Annotated in this window: 15 protein-coding genes; 9 read left to right on the forward strand and 6 right to left on the reverse strand. The window is 71.9% G+C overall.

The window, feature by feature from the left end:
- Positions 1 to 7: 7 nt before the first annotated feature.
- The 3 genes from xylA to HHX37_RS02710 all read left to right on the forward strand — a co-directional run bounded on the left by xylA (position 8) and on the right by HHX37_RS02710 (position 3,346).
- Positions 8 to 1,153, forward strand: coding sequence for a xylose isomerase (gene xylA / locus HHX37_RS02700; RefSeq protein ID WP_182884386.1), 1,146 nt, complete (start codon positions 8 to 10; stop codon positions 1,151 to 1,153).
- A 34-nt stretch (positions 1,154 to 1,187) separates the two neighbouring features.
- Positions 1,188 to 2,558, forward strand: a complete 1,371-nt coding sequence (xylB, locus tag HHX37_RS02705) for a xylulokinase (protein ID WP_138459572.1) — start codon at positions 1,188 to 1,190, stop codon at positions 2,556 to 2,558.
- 140 nt (positions 2,559 to 2,698) lie between these two features.
- Positions 2,699 to 3,346, forward strand: coding sequence for a DUF998 domain-containing protein (locus HHX37_RS02710; protein ID WP_111700338.1), 648 nt, complete (start codon positions 2,699 to 2,701; stop codon positions 3,344 to 3,346).
- A 19-nt stretch (positions 3,347 to 3,365) separates the two neighbouring features.
- Here HHX37_RS02710 and HHX37_RS02715 read toward each other — a convergent pair whose 3' ends face one another.
- Genes HHX37_RS02715 through HHX37_RS02730 form a run of 4 tightly spaced genes read right to left on the reverse strand, consistent with a single transcriptional unit; the run spans position 3,366 to position 7,167 of the window.
- Entirely contained in the window at positions 3,366 to 3,941 is a 576-nt protein-coding gene (locus tag HHX37_RS02715; RefSeq protein WP_111700339.1) for a GTP-binding protein, read from the reverse strand.
- Positions 3,922 to 4,269 (reverse strand): DUF742 domain-containing protein, encoded by a 348-nt coding sequence (locus HHX37_RS02720; RefSeq protein WP_244301666.1) that lies wholly within the window; start codon positions 4,267 to 4,269, stop codon positions 3,922 to 3,924. Before HHX37_RS02720 ends, HHX37_RS02715 begins: the two co-directional genes overlap by 20 nt.
- 31 nt (positions 4,270 to 4,300) lie before the next feature.
- Positions 4,301 to 4,708 carry a roadblock/LC7 domain-containing protein gene (locus tag HHX37_RS02725; RefSeq protein WP_030507694.1) on the reverse strand — a complete coding sequence of 136 codons (408 nt, stop codon included), beginning with the start codon at positions 4,706 to 4,708 and terminating at the stop codon, positions 4,301 to 4,303.
- On the reverse strand, positions 4,705 to 7,167 hold the full coding sequence (locus tag HHX37_RS02730; protein WP_182884387.1) for a sensor histidine kinase: 2,463 nt from the start codon (positions 7,165 to 7,167) through the stop codon (positions 4,705 to 4,707). Before HHX37_RS02730 ends, HHX37_RS02725 begins: the two co-directional genes overlap by 4 nt.
- Positions 7,168 to 7,402: 235 nt before the next feature.
- Between HHX37_RS02730 and HHX37_RS02735 the strand changes: the two genes are divergently transcribed.
- Positions 7,403 to 8,215, forward strand: coding sequence for an SDR family NAD(P)-dependent oxidoreductase (locus HHX37_RS02735; RefSeq protein ID WP_182884388.1), 813 nt, complete (start codon positions 7,403 to 7,405; stop codon positions 8,213 to 8,215).
- On the opposite strand, the gene HHX37_RS02740 is transcribed toward HHX37_RS02735, so the two are convergent.
- Positions 8,207 to 9,067 carry a helix-turn-helix transcriptional regulator gene (locus HHX37_RS02740; RefSeq protein WP_182884389.1) on the reverse strand — a complete coding sequence of 287 codons (861 nt, stop codon included), beginning with the start codon at positions 9,065 to 9,067 and terminating at the stop codon, positions 8,207 to 8,209. The genes HHX37_RS02735 and HHX37_RS02740 overlap by 9 nt on opposite strands.
- A 175-nt stretch (positions 9,068 to 9,242) precedes the next feature.
- Between HHX37_RS02740 and HHX37_RS02745 the strand changes: the two genes are divergently transcribed.
- From HHX37_RS02745 to HHX37_RS02760, 4 genes are all read left to right on the forward strand, one after another.
- Positions 9,243 to 10,019: an SDR family NAD(P)-dependent oxidoreductase gene (locus tag HHX37_RS02745; protein WP_182884390.1), complete on the forward strand. Its 777-nt coding sequence runs from the start codon at positions 9,243 to 9,245 to the stop codon at positions 10,017 to 10,019.
- Between the two features lie 80 nt (positions 10,020 to 10,099).
- Positions 10,100 to 11,230, forward strand: a complete 1,131-nt coding sequence (locus HHX37_RS02750; protein WP_182884391.1) for an acyltransferase family protein — start codon at positions 10,100 to 10,102, stop codon at positions 11,228 to 11,230.
- Positions 11,231 to 11,282: 52 nt separating this feature from the next.
- The gene (locus HHX37_RS02755; RefSeq protein WP_182873007.1) at positions 11,283 to 11,483 is read left to right on the forward strand and encodes a hypothetical protein; all 201 of its coding nucleotides are present in this window, start codon (positions 11,283 to 11,285) and stop codon (positions 11,481 to 11,483) included.
- A 48-nt stretch (positions 11,484 to 11,531) separates the two neighbouring features.
- Complete coding sequence (locus HHX37_RS02760) at positions 11,532 to 13,022, forward strand: flotillin family protein (protein WP_182884392.1); 1,491 nt, start codon at positions 11,532 to 11,534, stop codon at positions 13,020 to 13,022.
- 51 nt (positions 13,023 to 13,073) lie between these two features.
- Here the strand turns inward: HHX37_RS02760 and HHX37_RS37505 are convergent, their stop codons facing one another.
- Positions 13,074 to 13,928 carry a helix-turn-helix transcriptional regulator gene (locus tag HHX37_RS37505; protein WP_220502544.1) on the reverse strand — a complete coding sequence of 285 codons (855 nt, stop codon included), beginning with the start codon at positions 13,926 to 13,928 and terminating at the stop codon, positions 13,074 to 13,076.
- Between the two features lie 142 nt (positions 13,929 to 14,070).
- Here HHX37_RS37505 and HHX37_RS02770 point away from each other — a divergent pair, with 142 nt between their 5' ends.
- Positions 14,071 to 15,102, forward strand: coding sequence for an aldo/keto reductase (locus HHX37_RS02770; RefSeq protein WP_310740243.1), 1,032 nt, complete (start codon positions 14,071 to 14,073; stop codon positions 15,100 to 15,102).
- Positions 15,103 to 15,137 lie beyond the last annotated feature (35 nt).

The raw sequence follows: 15,137 nt of genomic DNA on the forward strand, positions 1-15,137 counted from the left end.
GCGACTCATGTACACCCCCACTCCCGAGGACCGTTTCACGTTCGGGCTGTGGACCGTCGGCTGGCAGGCGCGCGACCCGTTCGGCGACGCCACCCGGGCCCCGCTGGACCCGGTCGAGAGCGTGCACCGCCTGGCCGAGCTCGGCGCGTACGGTGTGACGTTCCACGACGACGACCTCCTCGCGGTGGAGCAGGACCGGACCAAGGCCATCGAGAGCTTCAAGAAGGCTCTCAGCGAGACCGGCATGAAGGTGCCGATGGCCACGACCAACCTGTTCACCCACCCGATCTTCAAGGACGGCGGGTTCACCAGCAACGACCGCGACGTCCGGCGGTACGCCCTTCGCAAGGTCATTCGCAACATCGACCTCGCCGCCGAGCTCGGGGCCACGACGTACGTGTGCTGGGGCGGCCGTGAGGGCGCCGAGTCCGACGCCGCCAAGGACGTGCGGGTCGCGCTCGACCGCTACAAGGAGGGCTTCGACCTCCTCTGTCAGTACGTGATCGACAAGGGCTACGACATCCGTTTCGCGGTCGAGCCCAAGCCGAACGAGCCGCGCGGCGACATCCTGCTTCCGACGATCGGGCACGCCCTGGCGTTCATCAACTCGCTGGAGCACCCCGAGATGGTGGGCCTCAACCCCGAGGTCGGCCACGAGCAGATGGCCGGCATGAACTTCGTGCACGGCATCGCCCAGGCGCTGTGGCACGGCAAGCTGTTCCACATCGACCTCAACGGCCAGCACGGCCCGAAGTACGACCAGGACCTCGTCTTCGGCCACGGCGACGTGAAGAGCGCGTTCTTCCTGGTCGACCTGCTGGAGAACGGCGGCTACGACGGCCCGCGCCACTTCGACTACAAGCCGCTGCGCACCGAGGACAAGGAAGACGTCTGGGAGTCGGCGGCCGCGAACATGCGGACCTACCTCATCTTCAAGGAGAAGTCGAAGGCCTTCCGCGCCGACCCCGAGGTGCAGGAGGCGCTGGCCGCCAGCAAGCTCACCGAGCTGGCCCAGCCGACCCTGGCCGAGGGCGAGACCTACGACGACGTCCTCGCCGAGTCGATCGACGTCGACGAGGTGGCCGCCCGCGGCTTCCACTTCACCCGGCTGAACCAGCTCGCGCTGGAGCACCTCCTCGGCGTCCGCGGCTGACCGCCCGGCCGGAAGACAGAGTGAGGGGACGACTGTGACGCTCGTGGCAGGGGTCGACTCGTCGACCCAGAGCTGCAAGGTCGTGATCCGGGACGCGGAGAGCGGGGCCCTCGTGCGCGAGGGCCGTGCCCCCCACCCGGAGGGCACTGAGGTCCATCCCGACCACTGGTGGACCGCCCTGCAGGGCGCGATCGAGCAGGCGGGCGGCCTGGCGGACGTCGCCGCCGTCAGCGTGGGGGCACAGCAGCACGGCATGGTCTGCCTCGACGAGAACGGCGAGGTGGTCCGGCCCGCGCTGCTGTGGAACGACACCCGGTCCGCCGGGGCCGCGGCCGACCTGGTCGCCGAGCTGGGCGGCCCGAAGGCGTGGGCCGAGGCCGTCGGCAGCGTGCCGGTGGCGTCGTTCACGGTGACCAAGCTCCGCTGGCTCGCCCGCGAGGAGCCGGACAACGCCCGCCGTACGCGGTCGGTCTGCCTGCCGCACGACTGGCTCACCTGGCGCCTCGCCGGGCGGCCGGACACGATCGCGACCGACCGGGGAGACGCCTCCGGCACCGGATACTGGTCGCCCGCCACCGGCGAGTACCGCACCGACCTGCTGGAACTCGCCATGGGCCGGGTGCCGGAACTGCCCCGCGTGCTCGGCCCGGCCGAACAGGCGGGTACGGCCGAGCACGGTGGCGCGCTGCTCGCGCCCGGCACCGGGGACAACATGGCGGCGGCGCTCGGCGTCGGCATGCGGCCCGGTGACGTGGTGGTGTCCATCGGCACGTCGGGGACGGCGTTCGCCTGCTCGGAGACCCCGTCCGCGGACGCGGCCGGGCTGGTCGCCGGGTTCGCCGACGCCACCGGGCGGTACCTCCCGCTGGTCTGCACGCTGAACGCGGCGCGGGTGCTGGACGCGGCGGCCCGGATGCTCGGGGTCACCCCCCAGGGCCTGAGCGATCTGGCCCTGCGGGCGCCCGCGGGCTCCGGCGGGCTGGTGCTCGTGCCATACCTGGAGGGAGAGCGCACCCCCAACCGGCCCGACGCGACCGGTTCCCTGCACGGGCTGCGCCTGTCCAACTCCAGCCCCGAGCATCTGGCCCGGGCCGCGGTCGAGGGCATGCTGTGCGGGCTCGCCGACGCGCTGGACGCGCTCGGCGTCGAGCCGGCCAGGGTGCTGCTCATCGGCGGCGGCGCCCGCTCGGAGGCGGTGCGCCGGATCGCGCCCACCGTGTTCGGGCGTCCGGTGCTCGTCCCCACCCCCGGGGAGTACGTCGCGGACGGCGCCGCCAAGCAGGCCGCCTGGCTGCTGTCCGGCGAGCCGGAGCCGCCCCACTGGGAGTCGGGCGGCACCGAGCGGTACGAGGGCGACCCCACTCCCGGCCTGCGCGAGCGCTACCACGAGGCGGCGCAGGAGTAGAGGCGCGCAGGAGTAGACGTCCGGGGTGGGGTCCACGTGACCCCGGAGACCCCACCCTGAGACGACCCTGACCCCCTATCGGGGTGATGTACGCGTTGTCCCGGATGTTAGAAACGGGCCGTACGCGGGATCCTCAAGGTATGGCCAAGAGGATCTATCCCCTGCTCGCCGGCGGTGGCATCCTGCTCGCCGTCGTCACCGTCGTGGCGGCGCAGGTGGGCGGGGAGCCCTCGCTGGACCCCGTCTCCATGACGATCAGCCAGTACGCGGCGCGCGACGCCGGCGGCGTGATCGAGACCGCCATGGCCGTCCTCGGCCTGGCCTCCCTCGCCCTGCTGGCCGGGATGCGCGCCGTGCACGCGCCCGTGGACGGCTGGCCCGCCCGCCTGATCGGCCTGTGGAGCGCCTCCCTCATCGGCGCGGCGGTCGTCCCGTCGGACACGAGCTGGCAGGGCGACCTGCACGGACTCCTGTCGGCGGCCGCCTTCGTGAGCGTGCCCGCCGCCGCGATCCAGCTCGTGGGCCGGCTCGGCCAGGACGAGCGGTGGCAGGCCGTCGCCCGGCCGCTCGAATGGCTCGCGCTCGCCTCCGGCCTCGGCCTCGCCGCCATCACCTACGTGGCGCTGCCCGGCCACGGCGTCATGATCGGCCTGGTGGAGCGGCTGCTGCTGACCGCCGAGGTGTCCGTCCTCGGGCTGTTCGCCCTGCGGCTCGTCCAGCTCACCTGGGGGCCGCCGCTCCGTGAGTGGATCGGCGGGCGGCGGGCCGACCTCGCGGCCCACCGCTGATCCGCCGGGATCGGGCCGCTCAGCGCTGGGCGGCCGTCAGCATCTTGAGCGCGTGCTCCACGAGGGTGACGAGCACGACCTTCGCCGAGGCGCGCCGCCGTACGTCGCAGAGCAGGACGGGCACCTCCGGATCGAGGTCGAGGGCGATCCGCACGTCGTCGGCCTCGTGCCGGTCCGCCCCGTCGAAGCAGTTCACCGCCACGATGAACGGCGTGCCGCGCTGCTCGAAGTAGTCGATGGACGGGAAGCAGTCGGTCAGCCTCCGGGTGTCGGCCAGCACGACCGCGCCGAGCGCGCCGTAGCTGAGCTCGTCCCACATGAACCAGAAGCGCTCCTGCCCGGGGGTGCCGAACAGGTAGACCACCAGGCCTTCCCTGATGGTGATGCGTCCGAAGTCCATCGCGACCGTGGTGGTCGTCTTGGCTTCCACGCCGTCGGTGTCGTCGACGCCGACGCTGCGGTCGGACAGCACCTCCTCCGTACGGAGGGGGCGAATCTCGCTGATCGCGCCGACCAGCGTGGTCTTGCCGACGCCGAAGCCGCCGGCCACCAATATCTTGAGGGCGACCGGCTCCTCAGAGGGCGCGAAGGCCATTGATCACTTCCTTGAGAATGCGCTCGCTTGGCAGCGGCGCCACTTTGCCCGGAGCCCGTGCCTCGACGAGTCCCAGATCGAGCAGATCCCCGATCAGGACGCGGACCACGCCCAGGGGCAGGTCGATGTCGGACGCGATGTCCGCCACCGACGCGCCGCGGCGCGCGAGGTCGAGGATCCGCCGCTGCTCGGGACCTATCCCGGACAGGTCCCTGCGTGAACCCGTGGTGGTCACCATCGTGATGAGATCGAGTTTCGCGCCGGAGGGCCGCGCCCGGCCCCCTGTCAGCGCGTAGGGCCGGACCAAAGGCCCGGCCTCCTCGTCCATCCATTGGGGTCCCGTCATATGCGCGCCCGTCTCACGGGGAGATCCGGCGCGGGTTGGTGGAGATGTGCTGGCCCACGCGCTTGACCAGCATCGCCATCTCGTACGCGATGTGACCGACGTCGGCGTCGGAGGCGGCCAGGACGGCCAGACAGGTGCCCTGCCCGGCGGCGGTGACGAAGAGGAACGCCGCCTCCATCTCCACGATGGTCTGCCGCACCTCGCCGCCGCCGAAGTGCCGCCCGGCACCCCTGGCCAGGCTCTGGAACCCGGCGGCGACCGCCGACAGGTGCTCCGCGTCCTCCCGGCTCAGCCCCTGGGAGGCTCCCACGACGAGGCCGTCGGTGGAGAGGATCACCGCCTGGCGGACGGCGGCGACCCTGCTGATGAGATCGTCGAGCAGCCAGTTCAGTTCGCCGGTCGACGTCGCTTTGCCGGTCATGCGTCACCCTTCTCGCCGTGCGTGTTGTGTGCGTGGTCACCGGGTGCTACCCCACCCGGCTGGTCGGAGTCCTCCCGGCCCCGGCGCGCTCCGCTCTGGAAGGCGGCGAACACGGCCCTGGCCTCCTCGGGCGACCGCTCCTCCATCGGAGGGGCGGACAGCGGCGGCTGCGTGGACGGGGTGCGTAGCTGCGGAGCGATGTTGGCCTGGCGGACCCGGCGCGGCAGACCGGCGTGGGTTCCGTTGGGCGCCGACCCCCTGGCCCGGGACGCGGTGCTGCCGTTCGGTGCGCCGTTCCCCGCGCCATTCCCCGAGCCGTTGCCCGCACCGTTCGTGGGGGCCGACTCCGGCATGGAGACGGGCGTGGGGACGGGTGTGGGGAACGGTGTCGGGAGGGGCGTTGGGGCGGGCGGAGCCTCGCGCATCGAGGAGGGCACGGCCTCGGTCCGCAGGGCGGCCGGGGTGAAGAACGGGGACGACTCGGGGAACTCCGAGGCTCCGTCGGGCTCCCACACCCGTCCCGCGACGGCCTCGCGCAGCGTCGGCGGCGTGGTCTCGGGCGCGGTCTCCGGGAATCTCTCCGGGAAGGTGTCCGGCACCCTGTCCGGCACCGTTTCGTGCACGGCCCTCGGCATCGGCTTGGCGTGGGCGCCACGGGGGGCGGGCGGCCCCTCGATCGCCGCGGGCGCGCCGTCCTCCACGACCAGGGTGCGGGGGATGAGCACGATCCCGGTCGTCCCGCCGAACGGCGACCCGCGCAGCACCACCCTGATTCCGTGCCGGGCGGCGAGCTGGCTGACGACGAAGAGCCCGAGCCTGTCGCTGTCGGCCAGGTCGAACTCCGGCGGGTCGGTCAGCCGCGCGTTGATCTCGTCGTACTCCTCGGGCGAGAGGCCCAGCCCGCGGTCCTCGACCTCGATCGCGAGCCCGTTGGCGACGAGCTCCCCGCGGACCTCCACCCGGGTGTGCGGCGGCGAGAAGACGGTGGCGTTCTCGATCAGCTCGGCGATCAGGTGGACGAGGTCGGCCACGGACGCGCCCATGAGGGTGGCGGCCGGCATCGGCGCCATCGTGACCCGGGTGTAGTCCTCCACCTCGGAGATCGCCGCCCGGACCACGTCGATGAGCGGCACCGGCTTGCGCCAGGCGCGTCCCGGCGTGGCCCCGGAGAGGATGATCAGGCCTTCCGCGTGCCGCCGCATGCGGGTGGTGAGGTGGTCGAGCCGGAACAGGTCCTCCAGCGCCTCCGGGTCCTCGGCCCGGCGCTGCATCGAGTCGAGCAGCGTGAGCTGGCGGTGCAGCAGGGTCTGCTTGCGCCGGGCCAGGTTGAGGAAGACCTGGCCGACGCCGCGGCGGAGGGCGGCCTGACCGACGGCCGCCTCGACGGCGGTGCGCTGCACGGAGCCGAACGCGTGGGCGACGTCCTCGACCTCGCTGGACCCCGTCGCGTTGATCGGGGGCGCCTCGGCCTCGACGTCCACCTCCTCGCCGCGCCGCAGCTTCTCGACGACGCGCGGCAGCCGTACGTCGGCGAGGTCGAGCGCGGCGTCGCGCAGCCCGGCGAGGTCGCGGGCGAGGCGGCGGCCGAACCGCACGGAGAAGATGATCGTCGTCACGATGACGACGAGGCCGAGCCCTCCGGCGACCAGGATGCGGAGCAGGATCCCGGTCGCGACCGAGGTGGCGTTCGTGTTGAGCGCGTCCGACGCCTTCACCCGGGCCGAGTCGAGCCTGAGGATCAACTGGTCGACGGTCGGCGACCACTTCTGGGCCTCCGGCGGGACCGGCCCGCCGGTGCGCACCCGGTTGACGAGCAGGTTCTCCAGCGCCGTGAAGCGGTCGAACAGCGGCGAGGTGAGCTCCTGCTCGTACGGCGCGCGCATGTCGCCGGTGAGGACCGTGCGGTTCTTCCGGTAGAGGAAGCGGCGGGTGGACACCCACTCGCTGAACGCGGTCTGCTCCTCGCCGGTCATCACGCCGCTGGCCAGCGCGCCGCGGATGAGGGCGTCCTCACGGCTGATCATCTCGTGCGCGTTGCCCATCCCCTGCATCGCGCTGGCCTGCTGGAAGACGGTCAGGTCGGGGACCGAGACCAGCCTCTCGTACAGCGCGAACATGTCATCCATGATCGCGTTGTAGGAGTTGATGGCGTACAGCCGGTCCATCTGGCCGAGCGAGACGGACTCCCGGATCGAGGGCAGGCGTTCGAGGGAGGACAGCAGGGACTCCAGGGGCGCCACGAGGTCCTCGCCCATGGCGTCACGGGTGGAGTCCTCGCCGGCTGTCCTCCGGAACCTGTCCACCGAGGCGGTGGTCTTGGCCTGCTGGGCGGTGAGCGCGGCGGAGTTCGTCTGGCCGCTGCTCAGCACTCCCGCGGTGAGTGCGCGTTCGGCCTGGATCTGCAGCCCGAGGTCGGTGGAGGCGATGCCCACGGTGTCGTACAGCGTCTTGGAACGCATGAGGATGACACCGTCGCCGACCGTGAGTTTTAGGGCAAACCCCCACATAGCACTCAACATGAGCAATGGTAGGAGCAGCAGTAAGAAGATCTTGAACCGAATCGAGCGGTTTTTTGAACCCATATGGCCACTCCTGCAGTGCTGGAGGCTGTGCCGCATTTATGGGGGAATGCACCTCCGGAAGATCGCACAGAAGGCTAGCACCGATACACTCGCCGCGCAGGGGGAGGAAACGATGATTACAGTGATCACTGGGGCTGGTGCCGGAATCGGTGCAGCTTCCGCCCTTGATCTCGCTCGGCGAGGTCACCAAATCGTGCTCATCGGGCGTACCCCCGAGAGGTTGCGCGCCGTCGCGGACCGGGCCGCGGAGGCCGGCGGCGCCCGCCCGGACACCCTCGTGGCCGACTTCTCCTCCCTCGACGAGGTGCGCCGGCTGGCCGCGGAACTGCTGGCCCGGTACGACCGCATCGACGTGCTGGTCAACAACGCGGGCGTCATGTCGCCCGACCGGCGGACGACGGTGGACGGCAACGAGTTGATGATGCAGGTCAACCATCTGGCGCCGTTCCTGCTCACGAACCTGCTCGCCGACCGCCTCGCGGCGTCGTCCGCCCGGGTCGTCACCACCTCGTCGCGGGCCGCCAAGACCGGCCGCCTCGACCCCGCCGACCTGTCCAGGGAACGGCGGCGCTGGAACGGCTGGCTGCAGTACGGCGACTCCAAGCAGGCCAACGCGTTGTTCACCGTGTCGCTCGCCGAGCGCGGGCTGGCCGCCACCTGCCTGCACCCGGGAGTGCTGAAGACGTCCTTCGCGGACGGCACGCTCTTCATGAAGATGGTGTGGCGCGTTCCCGGGGTGGGCGAGCCGCCCGAGGCCGGCGCCGCCAGGATCGTCCACCTCGCCACCCACTCCGACGGCGTGGACCACCCGGGCCGCTACTTCGTCAAGAACGCCCCTGCGCGGGTGCCGAAGACGATGTCCGACCCCGCCCTCGCGGCCGCCCTCTGGGACTCCAGCGCCGCCGCCACCGGACTTTCAGGCTGAGCTGCCGAGAGACCGAGTGTTCAGATCCTGGGTGCCGAGGACGGTGATCAGCGCGAGGCGCTCGGCGTCCTCGGTGCCGGGCTCGGCCGTGTAGACCATGACGCGCAGGTCGCCGCCCGCCACGGTGAGCACGTCGCAGTCGAGCGTCACGGCGCCCGCCTCCGGGTGGTCGATCGTCTTGCGGGCGGCCTGGTGGTGCCCGGTGATGCCGGTCTCCCACAGTTGGGCGAACCTGTCGCTGTTCGCGAGCAGGTCCGCCACCAGTCGCTTGAGCCGCTGGTCGGCGGGGTAGCGGGCGGTGGCCGCCCGCAGGTCGCCCACCAGGGCCGCCTCCAGCTCGCGCCGTGAGACGGTGGTGTGCCGCACCCGGTCGTTCAGCCCCAGGAAGGTGCGCCACGCCCCGTTGCGCCGCCGGCCGAGCCGGCCGGAGGAGTCGCCCATGAGCGCGGCGTAGGGCTGGTTCGCCTGGAGCAGCGTCCAGGTCGCGTCGAAGACCGCGACGGGGGAGCCGGTCAGCCGGTCGAGCAGGCGCTGCACGCTCGGGGTGATGTGCGTGGGCACGGTGCCGGGCCCCGGCGACCGGAGCCCGGCCAGTTGGAAGAGGTGCGCGCGCTCGGCGTCCGGCAGCCGCAGGGCCCGGGCGAGGGCCTCGACGACCTGGTGTGACGGATTGGCGGCCCGGCCCTGCTCCAGGCGGGTCACATAGTCCACGGAGATCCCGGCCAGCAGGGCCAGTTCCTCGCGGCGGAGCCCCGGCGCGCGCCGCTGCCCCCCTGTGGGGAGTCCCGCCGCCTCCGGTGCGACCCGGTCGCGCCACCGGCGCACGGCCTGCCCGAACTCCGACGTCGCCATGCCGCCAGTCTGCCCGTTCCGGCCAGGACCCGCGTGGTACCGGCAGTCCCAGGAAGACCGGACGACTGGCCCGGCCGCGGAGTCGCCCCGGAGGCTGGGGGCACGAACACGGCAGCACGAACACGGCAGCACGGACACGGCAGCACGGACACGGCAACGAAAGGAACACGCGGTCATGAGCAGGCTCGCACTCGTCACCGGCGCCACCTCCGGGATCGGCAGGGCCTTCGCCGCGCGCCTGGCCGCCGACGGCTACGACCTGGTGGTCGTGGGCCGGCGGCAGGAGCGTCTGGAGGAGTTCGCCGCCTCGCATCCCGGGGCCGCGATCCGGACCGTGGCCGCCGACCTGTCCACCGACGAGGGCATCGACACGGTGGCCGGGATCTGCGCGGACGAGCCGCTCGACCTGCTCGTCAACAACGCCGGCGTCGCCCACTACATGCCGCTGGCCGAACTTCCCGCGGACAAGGCCGGAGAGCTCGTGCACGTCAAGGTCGTCGCCCCGACCATGCTCGCCCGGGCCGCCGTCGCGGGCATGCGGGAGCGGGGCGGAGGCGCGATCGTCAACGTGGCCGGCATGATCGCCTTCAGCGGCCCGGCCCCGCACTCCCAGATGCCCCGCCGCGCCGTCTACGCCGGGACCCTGGCCCACCTCGTCGCGATGTCCCAGACCCTGAGCGCGGAGCTGGAGGGTACGGGAGTCGCCGTACAGGTGCTGTGCCCGGGCGTCGTGGCCACCGAGTTCCACGAGCGGCAGGGCCTCGACCTGAGCGCCGTGCCGCGGATGAGCGCCGACGACGTCGTGACGGCCTGCCTGCGCGGGCTGGAGCTGGGAGAGGTCGTCTGCGCCCCCGGCGTCGAGGACGCCGGTCTCCTGGACGCGGTCTTCCGGGCCGAGCTCGCCGCCTTCGGAGGGCAGAGCCCCGAGCTCGCCACGCGCTACCGGGCCTAAGAGTTCGGGCCCAAGAGTTCGGGGAGTGTTCGCCCGGGGTTGCGCCGGTGCTCACGGACGGGTGACTAGGGTCCGGCCGCATGACCGTGACCGTTCCCGCGCGCACGTCCGGCACGGCGGCCCCCGCCCGCGACCCGCTGCTGGACAACGCCAAGTTCCTGGCCATCGTGCTCGTCGTCTCCGGGCACCTCGTGGAGGACCTGCGGGACGTCCCCGCGGCGCACGCGCTCTACTTCTACGTCTACCTCTTCCACATGCCGCTGTTCATCGTGATCAGCGGCTACCTGTCGCGCAACTTCACGTTCTCCGCCGGCAAGGCGCGCAAGCTCATCAGCGGCCTGGCCGTGCCGTACGTCATCTTCGAGGTGGCCTACTCGCTGCCCCGCTACTTCCTGTACGGCAAGCTGGAGATCAGCCTGCTCGATCCGTACTACCTGACCTGGTTCCTGATGTCGCTGTTCCTCTGGCGGCTGTCCACTCCGGTCTGGCAGCAGTTGCGGCATCCTCTGGTGGTCGCGGTCGGGCTCTCGCTGCTGTCGGGGACGAGCGCGCTGCCGGACGAGCTGTCGATGAACCGCACGTTCGGCCTGCTGCCGTTCTACGTGCTCGGGCTCATGCTCACCCCCGGCCACCTGGAGCTGCTGCGCGGGCGGGTCGCCGCGATCACGGGTGGCGCCGTGCTGGCCGCGGCGCTCGCCGGGGCCTTCGCCGTGCACCGGCTCGTGCCGACGGAGTGGATCCGCTGGCGCCACTCCAACCACCAGATCGGCGTGGACGACCTGACCGGCACCCTGATCAGGCTCGCCATGCTGGCGGCGGGCTTCCTGCTGGTCCTGGCGTTCCTCGCGCTCACCCCGGACCGCCGCACCTGGTTCTCCGGCCTCGGCGCCGCCACCATGTACGCCTATCTGCTGCACGGCTTCGCGGTGAAGGTGACGGAGCGCTTCCACGACGCGCTCGTCAATCCGCTCGGCGTGGCGGCGATGGTCCTGCTGGGCGCCGTACTGGCGGCCCTGCTGTGCACCTCCCCGGTACGGCGGGCCTTCCGGTGGGCGGTGGAGCCGGACGTCTCCTGGGCGTTCACGACGCTGCGCCGGCCCAGCCGGCGGCCCGGTCACCGGCCCGGTAGGCGCAGGGCGGAACTCCAGCGTCCGTACGCACGTTTTCCGGGCGATGGTGCTGAACATGGCGAAGCGCGCAATCCGGGGTAGCGTACGCATTCGCGGTGCGGCCAGATGTGGTGAAAACGACGGGGTGACGCGGGTGGTCGGCAGACAGGGCAGGGTCACGGGCAGGATCGGTCCCGGCCTTGTCGGCGAGGTGATGGTGCCCATCCGCGGGGGTGTCGAGGCGTTCTACGCCTATCCGAGCGTCCCGGACGAGGAGATCCCGGTGGGGTCCATCGTCGTCGTCGTGGAGTATTCGCCCCCGCGCACTGTCTACGTCGCTCGCGCGATCGTCTGACCGGCACCCTCCTCCTCTCACTTTCCCCCCACTAGGACGGAGGCTCCCATGCCCTCGGAGATCCTGGTCGTGGGCGGCGTCGCCATCGTCGCCCTCATCGTCCTCACCATGCTGTTCAAGGCCATCTGGCGGGTGGCCGAGCCCAACGAGGCGCTCATCATCTCGGGCCTCGGGGCCCACACGAGAAACGAGCTCGCCGACAGCCTGGGCTTCAAGATCGTGACCGGCAAGGGCACCGCCGTGCTGCCCGGCTTCCAGACCTCCCGGCGGCTGCGGCTCGACAGCCGGGCCACGAACCTCCAGGTCAACTGCGTGACCCAGCAGGGGATCCCGGTCCAGGTGCGCGGCGTGATCATCTACAAGGTGGGCGACGACTTCACCAGCATCGCGAACGCCGCCCGGCGCTTCCTCGACCAGCAGGACTCGATGAACGGCGCCATCCACGAGCTGTTCACCGGTCACCTGCGCTCGATCATCGGCAACCTGACCGTCGAGGATCTCATCCTGAACCGGGAGCGGCTCACCAGCGAGACCCGCAGCTCCGCGGCCGACGAGATGAGCAAGCTCGGCCTGGTGGTCGACTCGCTGCAGATCCAGGAGATCGAGGACGAGACCGGCTACATCACGAACCTGGGCAAGCCGCACGCCGCGAAGATCGCCGCGTCCGCGCGTATCGCGGAGGCGCAGCGCGACCAGGAGGCCACCGAGGCCGAGCAGATCGCGGCGGCGAACAAGGCCGCCGCCTGGCGCGACGCGCAGATCAAGCAGGCCTCCTACCAGGCGGAGATCGACGAGGCGCAGGCGCGGTCGCGGCAGTCGGGTCCGCTGTCGGAGGCCACGGCCCGTCAGGAGGTCGTCGTCCAGGAGACCCGTACGGCCGAGCTGGAGGCCCAGCTCTCCGAGCAGCGGCTCCAATCGCAGGTGCGCAAGCCCGCCGACGCCAAGGCGTACGAGACCGTGACGCTGTCGCAGGCCGAGCGCGACGCGCGCATCGCGCAGGCCGAGGCGGAGGCGAAGGAGACCGAGCTGCGGGCGGTCGCGCAGGCGTCGCAGGTCAAGCAGGCGGCCGCGGCCGACGCCGAGTCGGTGCGGCTGCGCGGTGAGGCCGCCGCGGCCGCGACCAGGGCGACCGGTCTGAGCGAGGCCGAGGCCGCCAAGGCGCGGGGTCTCGCGGAGGCCGAGGCCGCCAAGGCCAGGGGCCTGGCCGAGGCCGAGGCGATCAGGGCCCGCTCCGAGGCGCTGCGGGAGAACCAGGAGGCCGTCATCGCCCAGCAGCTCGCCGAGAACTGGCCGCAGATCGTCGAGGCCGGGGCGAAGGCGTTCGGCAACGTCGACCACATGGTGGTGCTCAACGGCGCCCAGGGCATCGAGGAGATGCTGGCCAAGGCGCTCACGCTGGGCGGCACCGGGCTGGGCCTGGCGCGCACCCTCCTGGCCGGCGGCTCTCCCGCGGCGGCTCAGGCGGCGGTCCAGCAGGGCGGGGCGAGCGTGAACGGCGCCGAGCCCACCGCGAAGAACGCCGTCGACGCCGCCTCCTGACGGCCCGCGTTCGTCCCCGTCCCTTCGGACGGGGACGAACGTCTCGTGCGTTCAGCCGCGGATCAGGTCCTGGAGGCCGATCACGCGCAGCAGTTCCAGCCGCTCGCGGGACTCGCTGCCCGGGCGGGCGGTGTAGACGACCAGCCGCTGGTCGTGCTCCGGGCTCAGCATCACCTCGCAGTCCAGCTCCAGCAGGCCGACGACCGGATGCTGGAAGCGCTTGACGTCGGCGCGGCGTACGGCGACGTCGTGGGCGTTCCACAGCGCGGAGAACTCCTCGCTGCGGGCGCGGAGCCGGCGTACGAGCTCTGCCAGCCGGGCGTCGTCCGGGCGGCGGGCGGAGGTGGCGCGCAGATCCGCCACCGCCGTGCGGGCGGCGAGGTCACGATCCCCGGGAGGGAAGAGCTCCCGCGCGGACGGGTCGGTGAAGTAGCGCCAGATGAGGTTGCGCTCCGCCTCGGGGCGGGCGGACATGTCACCGTGAAGTGCTCTGTCCATCGAATTCTGCGCGAGGACGTCGCCGCGGTCGTTCACCACCTGGGCGGGCGTGTCGATCAGCCGGTCGAGGATGAGCAGCAGGCCGGGCCGGACGTGCTCCGTGGCCGACCGGTCCCGCGGCGGCTCCTCGCCGGCCAGGTGGAAGAGGTGGTCCCGTTCGTCGCCGGTCAGCCGCAGCGCGCGGGCGACGGCGGCGAGCATCTGGCGGGACGGGTGCGAGCCCCTGGCCTGTTCGAGCCGCGTGTAGTGGTCGGTGGACATGCTCGCCAGCTGCGCGACCTCCTCACGGCGCAGTCCCGGGGTGCGCCGCCGCGCGCCGTGCGACAGCCCCACATCGGCAGGGGTGACTCGGGCACGGCAGTGACGCAGGAAGTCGGCCAGTTCGGTTCTGTCCACACCCTTCACCATGCCCCTCACCATGCCCCGGTGCGCCGGACGTTGCCAGGGACGGCCTGTCCCGGGATAAGGGCGTCTCTCCCGCCCACGCCCGCGCCGCCGGAGGCTGGGAGCCGACGCTACGGATGACCCCGGCTGTTCGACGAAGGAAGGCATGGTTCGCATGCAGTACCGCACGCTCGGCCGCACCGGCATCAAGGTCAGCCCCTATGGGCTCGGCGCACTGATGTTCGCCACGTCCATCGGCAACCCCGATCCCGGCGACTCGGCCCGCATCATCCACAAGGCGCTGGACGCCGGGATCAACCTCATCGACACCGCCGACGCCTACGGCGACTCGGAAGAAATCGTCGGCAAGGCGCTCAAGGGACGGCGGGACAACGTCGTGCTCGCGACCAAGGTGAGCCGCCCCGTCGGTGACGATCCCAATCAGCAGGGCGCCTCGCGGCGCTGGATCATGACCGCCGTCGAGAACTCGCTGCGCCGCCTGGGGACCGACCACATCGACCTCTACCAGATCCACCGGCCGGACCCCGCCACGGACGTCGAGGAGACGCTCTCCGCGCTCTCCGACCTGATCCACAGTGGGAAGGTCCGCGCGATCGGGACGTCCGCCATGCCGGCGTCCGACATCGTCGAGGCCCAGTGGGTCGCCGAGCGGCGCGGCCTGGAGCGATTCCGCACCGAGCAGCCGCCCTACTCGCTGCTCAACCGCGGCATCGAACGCGAGGTGCTGCCGGCCGCGCAGCGCTACGGAATGGGCACGCTCGTGTGGGGCCCGCTCGGGCAGGGACTGCTCACCGGACAGGTCCGCAAGGGGCGGCAGAACGAGCTCCGCCGCGCCGGCTTCCTCAAGCACGTCAACGACGAGCACCGCATCGAGGCCGTCGAACGGTTCATCTCGCTCGCCCAGGAGGCGGGTCTGCCGCTGACCCACCTCGCCATGGCCTTCGCCATCGCTCATCCCGGCGTGACCAGCGCCGTCCTCGGGCCGCGCACGATGAGCCACCTCGACGACCTGCTCGCGGGCGTCGACGTCGCTCTGACCGACGACATCCTCGACCGGATCGACGCGATCGTCCCGCCCGGCACCGACGTCGGCGTGCTCGACCAGGCGTACGTGCCGCCGGCTCTCCAGCGGACGAGCCTGCGCCGCCGCCCCCTCGGCGAACGCACGGCCGCCTGACAGCTCGGCCGCCTGACGTCTCGGCCGGGGCGTTC

It is taken from the genome of Microbispora sp. H10885, from assembly GCF_014161415.1.
Lineage (GTDB): Bacteria > Actinomycetota > Actinomycetes > Streptosporangiales > Streptosporangiaceae > Microbispora > Microbispora triticiradicis.